Origin of the sequence: Streptomyces europaeiscabiei, assembly GCF_001550375.1 — a bacterium.
Classification (GTDB): domain Bacteria; phylum Actinomycetota; class Actinomycetes; order Streptomycetales; family Streptomycetaceae; genus Streptomyces; species Streptomyces europaeiscabiei.
In genome coordinates this window covers 1-13202 of record NZ_LRTR01000398.1, presented here as the reverse complement: position 1 = coordinate 13202, position 13202 = coordinate 1, and the positions used below count along the sequence as shown (strand labels likewise).

The 13202-nt window shown below is 70.3% G+C and carries 8 protein-coding genes and 1 pseudogene; 4 read left to right on the top strand and 5 right to left on the bottom strand.

Annotated elements, in window-relative coordinates:
* The 3 genes and pseudogenes from AWZ10_RS18985 to AWZ10_RS18975 all read left to right on the top strand — a co-directional run.
* Positions 1–232, top strand: a pseudogene (locus tag AWZ10_RS18985) (sugar kinase); the annotation flags it as partial.
* Between the two features lie 245 nt (positions 233–477).
* Positions 478–2211, top strand: a complete 1734-nt coding sequence (locus AWZ10_RS18980; protein WP_046707376.1) for an ABC transporter ATP-binding protein — start codon at positions 478–480, stop codon at positions 2209–2211.
* A complete protein-coding gene (locus AWZ10_RS18975; RefSeq protein ID WP_046707377.1) occupies positions 2211–4145 on the top strand; it encodes an ABC transporter ATP-binding protein in 1935 nt (644 codons plus the stop codon). Before AWZ10_RS18980 ends, AWZ10_RS18975 begins: the two co-directional genes overlap by 1 nt.
* A gap of 224 nt (positions 4146–4369) precedes the next feature.
* Here the strand turns inward: AWZ10_RS18975 and AWZ10_RS18970 are convergent, their stop codons facing one another.
* The 3 genes from AWZ10_RS18970 to AWZ10_RS18960 form a co-directional block, all read right to left on the bottom strand.
* Positions 4370–5692, bottom strand: coding sequence for an RNA polymerase sigma factor (locus AWZ10_RS18970; protein ID WP_046707378.1), 1323 nt, complete (start codon positions 5690–5692; stop codon positions 4370–4372).
* 214 nt (positions 5693–5906) lie between these two features.
* On the bottom strand, positions 5907–7808 hold the full coding sequence (gene dnaG, locus AWZ10_RS18965) for a DNA primase (protein ID WP_046707379.1): 1902 nt from the start codon (positions 7806–7808) through the stop codon (positions 5907–5909).
* A 176-nt stretch (positions 7809–7984) separates the two neighbouring features.
* Positions 7985–9250, bottom strand: coding sequence for an NAD(P)/FAD-dependent oxidoreductase (locus tag AWZ10_RS18960; RefSeq protein WP_060891639.1), 1266 nt, complete (start codon positions 9248–9250; stop codon positions 7985–7987).
* Between the two features lie 373 nt (positions 9251–9623).
* On the opposite strand from AWZ10_RS18960, the gene AWZ10_RS18955 reads away from it, so the two are divergent.
* Positions 9624–11201, top strand: a complete 1578-nt coding sequence (locus AWZ10_RS18955) for a M28 family metallopeptidase (protein WP_046708185.1) — start codon at positions 9624–9626, stop codon at positions 11199–11201.
* 177 nt (positions 11202–11378) lie between these two features.
* Here AWZ10_RS18955 and AWZ10_RS18950 read toward each other — a convergent pair whose 3' ends face one another.
* The gene (locus AWZ10_RS18950; protein WP_046708186.1) at positions 11379–12686 is read right to left on the bottom strand and encodes a deoxyguanosinetriphosphate triphosphohydrolase; all 1308 of its coding nucleotides are present in this window, start codon (positions 12684–12686) and stop codon (positions 11379–11381) included.
* 173 nt (positions 12687–12859) lie between these two features.
* Positions 12860–13202 (bottom strand): CbiX/SirB N-terminal domain-containing protein (locus AWZ10_RS18945; RefSeq protein WP_279616630.1); only part of this gene is annotated, 343 nt, incomplete at its 5' end.

Below are 13202 nucleotides of genomic sequence, written 5' to 3'. Positions count from 1 at the left end.
GCAGGTGGTGGTGCCGCAGCCGGCGGACTACGCGGCGGTCGGCGCGGCCCGGCAGGCCGCGTGGGCGCTCGGGGTCTCGCAGGGGACGCTCGATGCGCGTACGCCACCGATGTGGCCGGGGGCGGCGGCGCAGGTGTTGGACCCGGGGGACGAGCTGGCCGTGGGGCAGGCGGTTCGGCAGCAGTACGTCGCGGTGCGGGAGCAGACGCACCCTGGGGCGTTTCGGGCCTGAGAGGGTCTCGCTTCGGTGATCGGGCGGCTGCGGGGGCCGTCGTGCCGGTCGCGCCCACGCACACGGCGGAGCCGCGCATCGATACAGCCCCGCGCTTCGGAAGACCTGCGGCACGGCCCCAGCCGCGAAGACTGGGCATGAGAACTTCACCGTTGGGTTAATTCGGTTGAGGTAACGCGGGTGGAGTGTCCGACGATGGGGGGTGGTGCACCCCGAACCCCGTCTTCGACCCCGAGAGATCTCGCGTGCTCATACGATTGCTGAGAAGCCATCTTCGTCCGTACCGGAGACCGATCGCCCTGTTGGTGCTGCTGCAGTTCGTGCAGACGTGCGCCACGCTCTACCTGCCCACGCTGAACGCGGACATCATCGACGAGGGCGTGGTGGAGGGGGACACGGGCTACATCCTGTCCTTCGGCGCGCTGATGGTCGGTATCTCACTGGTGCAGGTCGTCTGCAACATCGGGGCCGTGTACTACGGCGCCCGCACCGCCGCAGCGGTCGGCCGGGACATCCGGGCCGCCGTGTTCGACCGGGTGCAGTCGTTCTCGGCGCGTGAGGTCGGTCACTTCGGGGCCCCGTCGCTGATCACGCGGACGACGAACGATGTGCAGCAGGTGCAGATGCTGGTGCTCATGACGTTCACGCTGGTGGCGTCGGCGCCGATCATGTGCGTCGGCGGCATCGTGCTGTCGCTCGGGCTGGACGTGCCGCTGTCCGGGGTGCTGCTGGCCGTCGTACCGGTGCTCGCCATCTGCGTCAGCCTGATCGTGCGCCGGTTGCGCCCCCTGTTCCGGACCATGCAGGAGCGGCTGGACACCGTGAACCGGGTCCTGCGGGAGCAGATCACCGGCAACCGGGTCATCCGGGCCTTCGTGCGGGACGACTACGAGAAGGACCGGTTCCGGAAGGCGAACGCCGAGCTGACGGACGTGTCGCTGGGAACCGGGCGGATGCTCGCGCTGATGTTCCCGATCGTGATGACGGTCGTCAACCTGTCGTCGGTCGCGGTGGTGTGGTTCGGCGCCCATCGGATCGACAGCGGCGGGATGGAGATCGGCGCGCTCACCGCCTTCCTCGCCTATCTGATGCAGATCGTCATGGCTGTGATGATGGCCACGTTCATGTTCATGATGATGCCGCGCGCGGAGGTGTGTGCCGAGCGCATCCAGGAGGTGCTGGACACCCGGACGAGTGTGGTGCCCCCGGTCGAGCCCGTCCGGGAGCTGCGGCGGCACGGGTTCCTGGAGGTGCGGAGCGCTGGATTCCGCTATCCGGGCGCCGAGGAGCCGGTGCTCAGGTCGATCGAGGTCGTCGCGCGGCCCGGTGAGACGACCGCCGTCATCGGGTCCACGGGCAGCGGGAAGTCGACGCTGCTCGGGCTGGTGCCCCGGCTGTTCGACGTCACCGAGGGCGAGGTGCTGGTGGACGGCGTCGACGTACGGACGCTCGATCCGAAGCTGCTGGCCAGGACCGTGGGCCTGGTGCCGCAGAAGCCGTATCTCTTCTCGGGGACCGTGGCGACGAACCTGCGGTACGGCAACCCGGACGCCACCGACGAGGAGCTGTGGCACGCGCTGGAGGTGGCGCAGGCCAAGGAGTTCGTGTCCCTGCTGGAGAACGGGCTGGACTCGCCCATCGCGCAGGGCGGGACGAACGTGTCCGGCGGGCAGCGGCAGCGGCTCGCGATCGCGCGGACGCTGGTGCAGCGGCCGGAGATCTACCTGTTCGACGACTCGTTCTCCGCGCTCGACTACGCGACCGACGCCGCGCTGCGCGCCGCGCTCGGGCGGGAGACCGCCGACGCGACCGTCGTGATCGTGGCCCAGCGGGTGGCGACCATCCGGGACGCCGACCGGATCGTGGTCCTCGACCAGGGCCGGGTCGTCGGCACCGGACGCCACCACGAGCTGATGGCCGACAACGAGACGTACCGGGAGATCGTCCTCTCCCAGCTCACGGAAGCGGAGGCAGCCTGATGGCCGGGCCGTTGGCACGGATGGCGGGGGCAGGGGCACCCGAACAGCACTCCATGGACTTCAAGGGGTCCGGGAAACGGCTGCTCGCACAGTTCAGGCCCGAGCGGTTCACGATGTACGCGATGATCGTGTGCGCGGTGCTCAGCGTCGGACTGTCGGTGCTGGGGCCGTGGATCCTCGGCAGGGCGACCGACCTGGTGTTCGCGGGTGTCGTCGGGCGCGAGATGCCGGCGGGCGCCACGAAGGCCGAGGTCCTGGAGTCCATGCGCGAGCGCGGGGACGGCGGAGTGGCCGACATGCTGTCGGGCACGGACTTCACACCGGGCAAGGGCATCGATTTCGAGGCCGTCGGCGGCGTGCTGCTGGTTGCCCTCGGCATCTTCCTGGTCGCGGGGCTGCTGATGGCGGCGGCGACCCGGCTCTCCACCCGGGCCATCAACCGGACCGTCTACCACATGCGCGAGGAGCTGCAGGCGAAACTGTCGCGGCTGCCGCTGTCGTACTTCGACCAGCGTCAGCGCGGTGAGGTGCTGAGCCGGGCGACCAACGACATCGACAACATCGGCCAGACGCTGCAGCAGTCGATGGGCCAGCTCGTCAACTCGCTCCTCACCATCATCGGTGTGCTGGTGATGATGTTCTGGGTGTCGCCGCTGCTGGCGCTGGTCGCGCTGGTGACCGTGCCCGTGTCGTTCGTGGTGGCCACGCGTGTCGGCAAGCGGTCGCAGCCGCACTTCGTGGCGCAGTGGCGGGTCACCGGGAAGCTCAACGCGCACATCGAGGAGATGTACACCGGGCACACGCTCGTGAAGGTGTTCGGGCGGCAGGAGGAGTCGGCGAAGCAGTTCGCCGAGGAGAACGACCGGCTGTACGAGGCCGGGTTCAAGGCCCAGTTCAACAGCGGGATCATGCAGCCGCTGATGTTCTTCGTGTCGAACATCAACTATGTGCTGGTCGCGGTGGTGGGCGGACTGCGGGTCGCGTCGGGTGCGCTGTCCATCGGTGACGTCCAGGCCTTCATCCAGTACTCGCGCCAGTTCTCGATGCCGCTGACGCAGGTCGCGTCGATGGCGAACATGGTGCAGTCGAGTGTCGCGTCCGCCGAGCGGATCTTCGAGCTGCTCGACGCGGAGGAGCAGGAGGCCGACGCCGTGCCCGGGGTGCGGCCCGAGGATCTGCGGGGGCGGGTGGCGCTGGAAGGGGTGTCCTTCCGCTACGACGCCGACAAGCCGCTGATCGAGGACCTGTCGCTGGTCGTGGACCCGGGGCACACGGTGGCGATCGTGGGGCCGACCGGGGCGGGCAAGACCACGCTGGTGAACCTGCTGATGCGGTTCTACGAGGTCACCGGTGGGCGGATCACCCTCGACGGGGTCGACGTCGCGTCCATGTCCCGGGACGAACTCCGGGACGGGATAGGGATGGTGCTCCAGGACACGTGGCTGTTCGGGGGGACCATCGCGGAGAACATCGCGTACGGGGCGTCCGCCGCGCGGAAGGTCACGCGCGGGGAGGTCGAGGAGGCGGCTCGGGCCGCCCACGCGGATCGGTTCATCCGGACGCTGCCCGACGGGTACGACACGGTGATCGACGACGAGGGGACCGGGGTGAGCGCGGGTGAGAAGCAGCTCATCACGATCGCTCGGGCGTTCCTGTCGGATCCGGTGATCCTGGTGCTGGACGAGGCGACGAGTTCGGTCGACACGCGTACCGAGGTGTTGATCCAGAAGGCCATGGCCAAGTTGGCGCACGGGCGTACGTCGTTCGTGATCGCGCATCGGTTGTCGACGATTCGGGATGCGGACACGATCTTGGTGATGGAGAGCGGTTCCATTGTCGAGCAGGGGGCGCACGAGGAGTTGTTGGCCGCGGACGGGGCTTACGCGCGGCTGTACAAGGCGCAGTTCGCCGAGGCTGTGGCCGAGGTGGACTGAGGGTGGTGGGGGCGTGCGTGGGCCGTTCTCTCGCCCCCGCCGCCCCTACCCGTCCCATCCTCAAGGGGCGGTGCCCCTTGAGGCCCCGGCCGCGGGTGTGTGGGGGCTGGTCGCGCAGTTCCTCGCGCCCCTCAAAAAGCAGGGGCTACGCCCTGTGCTTTTTGCTCAACCCCCACCCAGCCGTACCCGCCGACGAACCTCCGCCCCCGTGCTCTCCGGCGGATTCAGTCCAGGTAGCCCCTCAGCTGGTCCGCGAAGGCGTGGTCCCTCAGTTTGTTGAGGGTTTTGGACTCGATCTGCCTTATGCGTTCACGGGTCACGCCGAAGATGCGGCCTATCTCCTCAAGCGTGCGGGGGCGGCCGTCCGCCAGGCCGTAGCGGAGTTGGACGACCTTGCGTTCGCGTTCGCCGAGGGTGGAGAGAACCACTTCCAGGTGTTCCCTGAGCAGGAGGAACGCCGCCGACTCCACAGGGCTCGCCGCGTCGCCGTCCTCGATGAGGTCACCGAGGGCCACGTCGTCCTCCTCGCCCACGGGGGCGTGGAGGGAGACCGGCTCCTGGGCGAGGCGGAGGACCTCGATGACGCGTTCGGGGGCCAGGTCGAGGTGGGCGGCCACTTCGTCCGGCGTGGGCTCGTAGCCGCGCTCCTGGAGCATGCGGCGCTGGACGCGGACGACCCGGTTGATCAGCTCGACCACGTGGACGGGGACGCGGATCGTGCGGGCCTGGTCGGCGAGGGCGCGGGACATGGCCTGGCGGATCCACCAGGTCGCGTAGGTCGAGAACTTGTAGCCGCGGGCGTAGTCGAACTTCTCGACGGCCCGGATGAGGCCCAGATTTCCCTCCTGGACCAGGTCGAGCATGGTCAGGCCACGGCCGACGTAACGCTTCGCCACCGACACGACGAGCCGCAGGTTCGCCTCGATCAGGCGGCGCTTGGCCATGCGGCCCATGACGACCAGCTTGTCGAGGTCGAGGGCGAGCTGGGTGTCGAGGTCGGGGGCGCTGCCGAGCCGCTCCTCGGCGAAGAGGCCGGCCTCGACGCGGCGGGCCAGGTCCACTTCCTCCACGGCTGTGAGCAGGGGGATGCGGCCGATCTCACGCAGGTACTGCCGGAACAGGTCCGAGGACGGGCCGCTGGTGTCCGGGCGGCTGCGCGGCAGCTCCACGGGCTCGGGAGGATCGGCCGCCTCGACGACCTCCACCACCACGGCGGCCGGTGGCTCGTCGGGCTCGGGTGGGCCGTCCGGGGCCCCCTCGGGGTGGTGTGCGGCACGGCTCTGGGCGGGCACCGCGGTGATGACGTCGGTTTCCGCGTCCGGGTCCGAGCCGTCGGTACCGATGGCCGTACCGGTGTCGTTCTGTACGAGGGTCTGGGTCTGCACGGGGGCGACCTCCAGGAATGTCGCTGCCAGGGCGTGCGGCAGCGGTATGTCTGGGATGGCGCGGGCGGCCTCTCCGCCGTCCATCCCGTACTCATCGAGCGGAACCGCGGGGATCTCGGACCCATGGGGGACGGGTCGGCCGCGCTCCGAGGACTCAGGCACCGGAACCCAGTGTGGAGTACGACACACAGCCGCTACGAGGGGCGTGCGGTGACTTTTTGCGTCCGGTCCGTGACCCCACGGTTACCGTGCCGTACGAGTGCGCTGCTGGGAGGCCCCTGAACCGCTTGAAGGCCGTACGCAACGGGGTGGCTCCGGCGTGGAATTGGCATGTGCGCCAGGGACGTTCACGCCCGGGGCGTCGGCCGGCCCGGCCTCAGAGCGCCTCCGCGCCCCGCTCCCGCAGCGCCTGGTCGTACTGCTGGAGCACCCACAACTCGTTCTGTACGGCGGCCAGCTGGGCGGGGTCGCCCTGGGCGGTCGCCCTCGCCAGGCTGCCCTGGACGTCGCGCACCCGGCGTTCGACGGCCCGGCGGCGCACGGTGACGAGCTGGGCGCCCGCGTACATGTCGTCGACCGTCTTGCGCATGATCGCCTCGACGGCCAGCTCGGTCACCATGGCCCGCACCGTGTCGTCCGGCGCCGCCTCACGGACCCGGACCAGGTACTCCTGCGGGTCCTGGACGCCGTACTCGACTCCGCCCGCCTCGATGATCGCCTCGCGGACGGCCGCGTACTGGTCGGCGGTGAACTCGTCGACGCCGTACGCGTCGAAGGCGGGGGCGACCAACTCCGGGCGCTGGAGGGCGAGTTTGAGGAGTTCTCGCTCGGTGGCGAAGACCGGGTTGCGGAGTGTGAGGGCCGGGCCGGACGGGGGCCGGCCGGTGGACTCGTACGGCTGCGACGAGCGCTGTGCGGACGGGGCCGGGCCCTGGCCGCCTCGGTCGCGGGCCCAGCGGGCCAGCTGGGCGACGCGCTTGACGACGAACTGGGTGTCGAGGATGCCGAGCATGCCGGCGAGCTGCACGGCGACCTCGTGCTGGGCGCCGCTGTTCTTGATGCGGGCCACGATGGGCGCCGCCTCGTCGAGGGCGGACGCACGGCCCGCGGGGGTCTCCAGGTCGTAGCGGGCGACGATCTGGCGGAGCGCGAACTCGAAGAGCGGGGTGCGGGGTTCGGTCAGCTCGGCGACCGCCTCGTCCCCCTTCGCGAGGCGCAGCTCGCACGGGTCCATGCCGTCCGGGGCGATCGCGATGTACGTCTCGGCGGCGAACTTCTGGTCGTCCTCGAAGGCGCGCAGGGCCGCCTTCTGGCCGGCCGCGTCGCCGTCGAAGGTGAAGATCACGCGGGCCGAGCCGTTGTCCATCAGCAGTCGGCGGAGGATCTTGATGTGGTCACCGCCGAAGGCCGTGCCGCAGGTGGCGATGGCCGTGGTCACTCCGGCGAGGTGGCAGGCCATGACGTCCGTGTAGCCCTCGACCACGACGGCGCGACTTGCCTTGGCGATGTGCTGCTTGGCGAGGTCGATGCCGTACAGCACCTGGGACTTCCTGTAGAGCGCCGTGTCCGGGGTGTTGAGGTACTTCGGGCCGTTGTCCGATTCGTAGAGCTTGCGGGCGCCGAAGCCGACCACGTCTCCGCCGATGTCGCGGATGGGCCACATCAGGCGGCCCCGGAAGCGGTCGATGGGGCCCCGGCGGCCTTCCTGGGACAGCCCGGACAGCAGCAGTTCCTTGTCGGCGAAGCCCTTGCCGCGGAGGAAGCGGGTGAGGTGGTCCCAGCCCTGGGGGCTGTAGCCGACGCCGAAGTGGACGGCGGCGGCCTGGTCGAAGCCGCGCTCGGCGAGGAAGATCCGGCCGGTGTCGGCCTCGGGGCTGGTGGCGAGCTGTTCCGCGTACCACTCGGCGGCGATCTTGTGCGCCTCTACCAGGCGGATCCGCTCACCGCGCTGGTGGGAGGGGTTGTACCCGCCCTCCTCGTAGCGCAGGGTGATGCCGGCCTGGCCGGCCAGCCGCTCGACCGCCTCCGAGAACGACAGGTGGTCGACCTTCATCACGAACGTGATGGTGTCGCCGCCCTCCTGGCAGCCGAAGCAGTGGAAGAGCCCCTTGCTCGGGCTGACCTGGAACGACGGCGACTTCTCGTCGTGGAACGGGCAGAGCCCCTTGAGGTTTCCTCCGCCCGCGTTCCGTAGCTGGAGGTACTCGGACACCACGGCGTCGATCGGGACCGCGTCCCGTACCGCCTTCACGTCCTCGTCGTTGATCCGTCCAGCCACGCGGTGATTCTACGGTGGTCCACCGACAGTCGTGGGGCACAGGCAGCGGCCCGGCAGGGGCGCGGGGCTGTGACGGCATGCGGCTCGGCCGCGTGGACGCGGGCGACCACGTACCACCCGCACTCGCCCTCGCCCCCGCGCCCCAGCCCCAGCCCCAGCCCCAGCCCCGCGGACGCCTAGGCGATCAGGCTCTCCAGTGGCACCTGTGGGTTCGAGAGCGCCTCCACGTCCACTGCGGCCCGGGACCGGATCAGCTTCTGGATCGGCTCAGTGACATCCCACACGTTCACGTTCATCCCGGCCAGTACCCGCCCCTCCTTCACCCAGAACGCGACGAACTCCCGCTTCCCGGCGTCCCCCCGGATCAGCACCTGGTCGTACGACCCGGGCGGTGCCCATCCCGAGTACTCCATCCCCAGGTCGTACTGGTCGGAGAAGAAGTAGGGCACCCGGTCGTAGGTGACGTCCTTGCCGAGCATCGCCAGGGCGGCGGCCGGCCCGCCGTTGAGCGCGTTGGCCCAGTGCTCGACCCGCAGCCGGGTGTCGAAGAGGGCGTGCGGGAAGGACACGACGTCACCGGCGGCGTAGATGGAGGGATCGGACGTACGAAGCCGGGCGTCCACCGCGATGCCGCCGCCCTGTGACCTGTCGGCCAGCTCCAGCCCGGCGGCTTCGGCGAGGCCGACCCGCGGCGCCGCTCCGATGGCCGCGAGGACGTCGTGCGCCGGGTGCTCCTCCCCCGTGTCCGTGCGGGCCGCGAGGACCATCCCGTCCTGGCCGACGATCTCGGTGAGCCTCGCGCCGAAGTGGAAGCGGACGCCGTGCTCGCGGTGCAGCTCGGCGAAGAGGTTGCCCAGCTCGGGGCCGAGCACGCCGTGCAGCGGTGTCGGCTCGGGTTCGACGACGGTCACCTCCGCGCCGTACTCGCGGGCCGCGGCCGCCACCTCCAGGCCGATCCAGCCGGCGCCCGCGACGACGAGGTGGCCGTTGTCGCGGCCCAGGGCGGCTAGGACCCCCTTGAGGCGCTCGGCGTGGGCGAGGCGGCGCAGATGGTGCACGCCCGCGAGGTCGGTGCCCGGGATGTCCAGGCGGCGGGGCTCGGCGCCGGTCGCGATCAGCAGCTTGTCGTAGTGGACGAGGGTGCCGTCGTCGCCGAAGCGGACGGTCTTGGCCGTACGGTCGATCGCGTCGACGGTCTGGCCGAGGTGCAGCTCGATGTCGTTGCTCGCGTACCAGGACGGTTCGTGGACGAAGACGCTGTCGCGCTCCTTCTTGCCGAGCAGATAGCCCTTGGAGAGCGGCGGGCGCTCGTAGGGGTGGTCCCGTTCGTCGCAGATCAGTATCACGCGGCCGGTGAAACCCTCCGCTCGGAGCGTCTCGGCCGCCTTCGCGCCGGCGAGACCGCCACCGACGATGACGAATGTCTGATCCGCGTCGACCACTTGTTGCCTCCTGCCAGGGGGTCTGGGGATGGACCCCAGATGAACCTTGCGGATGTCGCCATATGCGAGCGTCCCGCACGGAGCGTGATGCGGGAAGAGGGAGTGACCCGATCGGGCCACAGAGGGTCACATCCGGGGGATTTCACGTCGAGAAGAACCGTGACGAGGGGCCTGAGGTGCAGAACGAGGAGGGACCACCACCGGAGGGACCGGTTCCATGTCACCGGATCGCGCAAGTGGCCCCGCCTGCACGGAACATGCGGGGTCAAATCGGCGAAACCGAACACGAGTTGCAAGGAAACCCTTCTCGTGATCCCTGCGGCTCGCTAGCGTCCCTCCCACCTCGTTCGCACATCCCTGGGGAAGGACCTCTGTGAACGCATCATCCAAGGCGTCACCTCGCTCGCGCAGACCCGTCGCGGCCATCGCCGCCCTCGCACTCGCCACACCGCTGCTGATCGTCTCCGCCGGAACGGCCGACGCCGACAGCAGCCGCAGCAAGCCGGCCAAGGACGCCAAGAAGCTCTCGCGGAAGCTGGTCAGGGAGTCGTCCACGAAGGACGCGTACAAGCACCTGAAGGCGCTGCAGGCGATAGCCGACGCCAACGGCGGCAACCGCGCGGCCGGTACGTCGGGCCACGACAAGTCCGCCGAGTACGTCTACAACGTGCTGAAGAAGGCCGGCTACAAGGTCTCGTACGACACGTTCGAGTTCGCCTACATCGAGACCCTCGCGGAGAAGGCGTCCGTTCTCTCGCCGACGCCGCGCGATCTCGGCATCGCGGCGATGACGTACACCAAGTCGACGCCGGTGGGCGGCATCACGGCCGCGCTGGCGGCCGCCGCGGTGGACGCCACTCCAGGCTGTGAGGCCGGTGACTACGCGGCCGGTGCCTTCACCGGCAGGATCGCCCTGATCAAGCGCGGCGGCTGCACCTTCGCGCAGAAGCAGCTCGTCGCCTCCGAGGCGGGCGCCGTCGGCGCGATCATCTACAACAACACCGCGGGTGCCCTCGCCGGCACCCTCGGCGACCCGGCGAGCGGCAAAATCCCGACTGCCGGCCTCAGCCAGGCCGAGGGCGAGGCCCTCGCCGCCGACGTCGCGGGGGGCGAGGTCACGGTCGGCTTCGAGGTCCGCCAGCTCCAGGAGAACCGCACGACGAACAACGTCATAGCGGAGACCCGCGGCGGTGACGCGGACAACACCGTGTTCGTCGGCGCCCACCTCGACTCGGTCACCGCGGGCCCCGGCATCAACGACAACGGTTCCGGCTCGGCCGGCATCCTCGAGGTCGCCGAGGAACTCGCCGAGAACATCAAGCCGGGCAAGCAGCAGCCCAACAAGGTGAAGTTCGCCTTCTGGTCGGCCGAGGAGCTCGGCCTGCTCGGCTCCGAGTCGTACGTCGAGCGGCTCACCGAGGAGCAGCGCGAGCAGATCAAGCTCTATCTGAACTTCGACATGATCGCCTCCCCGAACCACGCCCAGTTCGTGTACGACGGCGACGACTCGGACGGTGTGGGCGCGGGCCCCGGCCCCGAGGGCTCGGCCCAGCTCGAGCGTGACATCAACCAGTTCCTCGACTCCAAGGGCGAGCCGCACGAGGGCACCGACTTCTCCGGCCGCTCCGACTACGGGCCGTTCATCGCGGTCGGTATCCCCTCCGGCGGCACCTTCACCGGCGCCGAAGGCATCAAGACCGAGAACCAGGCCGAGGTGTTCGGCGGCACCGCCGGCGTCGCGTACGACGCGTGCTACCACGCCGAGTGCGACGATCTGCAGAACATCAGCATGAAGGCGTTCGGCATCAACATCGGTGTCATCGCCAACGCGGTGGGCACCTACACCCACGACCTGAGTTCGCTCGGCAAGCCGGTCGAGTCCAAGCCCACCACAGGCGGCGACACCAGCGGCGGCGGCCTCCACTCCGACCACGACGAGGTCGCGGAGTAACCAGCCGCACGCACGGCGGCTCGCGGCGGCTCGCGGGGAAGATGTCCGGCCCGTACATCCCGCAGTGGATGTCCGGGCCGGAACCCCCTTGTCGAACAGGTGAGTCCGGGTGTGTACATCACCGAACGGAGCGCCGGGGCGGACGGGAATCCGACGGCAGGGCCCGGTCCGTCCGTCTCAGGGGTGCCCCGCCAGGCGCGCATGAAGGGAGCGGGCCGAAGCGTCGGTGAGGGACGCGATCTGGTCGACGATCACACGCTTGCGGGCGCGGTCGTCGGGTGCCTGGTCGAAGAGCGCGCGGAACTGGGGTTCCAGTCCGTCCGGGGCGCGGGCGGTGAGCGCCTCGGCCAGCTCCGCGACCACGATCCGCTGGTCGGCGCGGAGCCGCTCCTGCTCGGCCCGCTGCATCACATAGCGGTCGGCGACGGCCTTGAGGACCGCGCACTCCAGGCGCGTCTCGTGCGGGACGACCAGCTCGGCGGTGTACCGGGTGAGGGGGCCGGTGCCGTACGCCTGCCGGGTGGCGCCCTCGGCGGCGAGGCAGAAGCGGCCGATGAGCTGGCTGGTGGCGTCCTTCAGGCGGGCCTGGGCGACGGCCGTTCCGTCGTAGCCGTGCGGCCACCACTCCTGGTCGAGGAGGCGGTCGAGGGCCTCGGCGAGTTCGGCCGGGTCGGTGTCGACCGGCACGTACCGGCCGCGCGCGACCTCGAACACCGCCTGCCGTTCGGGCTCGGCGTGGAGGCAGTTGGGGTCGATGTGGCCCGCGTGGAGGCCGTCCTCGACGTCGTGCACGGAATACGCCACGTCGTCGGACCAGTCCATGACCTGGGCCTCGAAGGTCGTGCTGGTGCCGGGGGCGTCCTTGCGGACCCAGTCGAACACCGGGCGGTCGTCGTCGTAGACGCCGAACTTGGAGGACTTCGGGTCGGTGGGGTGGGCGCCGCGCGGCCAGGGGTACTTGGTGGCGGCGTCCAGGGCGGCGCGGGTGAGGTTGAGGCCGACGCTGACGAGGTCGCCGGTGGTCTCCGACGTCACGAAGCGTTTGGGTTCGATCCTCGTCAGCAGGCGCAGGGACTGGGCGTTGCCCTCGAAGCCGCCGCAGTCCTCGGCGAACTCGTTCAGTGCCTGTTCGCCGTTGTGACCGAAAGGGGGGTGGCCGAGGTCGTGGGAGAGGCAGGCGGCCTCGACGAGGTCCGGGTCGCAGCCGAGGGCCGCGCCCAGCTCGCGGCCGACCTGGGCGCACTCCAGGGAGTGGGTGAGGCGGGTGCGGGGGCTGGAGTCCCAGGCGATGTTGCGCGTGCCGGGTGTGACGACCTGGGTCTTGCCGGCGAGTCTGCGCAGGGCCGAGGAGTGGAGTACACGGGCACGGTCGCGTTGGAAGGCGGTGCGGCCGGGGCGTTTGTCGGGCTCGGGGGCGTAGCGCTCCGCGGAGGACGGGTCGTAGCCGGTCGGGGTGTCGTGGCTGGGGGGTGCGGTGCCTTCCATGATTCGACAGTACGGGGAGGGTGTGACAAATGGGTGCCTACTCGTCTGCCGGGTGCTGTTCTTCGGCGAGTGCGGGGCGTTCGTGGCTGGCCGCGCCCACGCGGCGGAGCCGCATATCGATACAGCCCCGCGCCCCCCAGAGGGCGCTCCTGTCGGTCGGGCGTTCCGCTTCCCTAGGCCGACGCCAGCAGCGGCAGCGTCCTGGTCGCGGTCGTCAGGGACTCGTCGTAGCGGTGCAGGATCAGGCTCGCCATGGCCGGGTGGGCGCCCAGGGGGGCCGCGGCGATCCAGGGGGCCGCCTGCGCGCACTGTCTGGCGAAGCGGCCGGGGGCGGTGAAGTAGGAGGCCATGGCTATGCGGGTGCGGCCTCGGGCGGTGAGGGCGCGGACGGCGTCGGCGACGGTGGGGGCGGCGGCCGAGGCGTAGGCAGGGACGACCGGGACGCCGAGGCGGTCGGCGAGGAGTTGGGCCGTGCGGCCGGTGTCCTCGGCCGCCTCGGGGTCGCGGGAGCCGGCG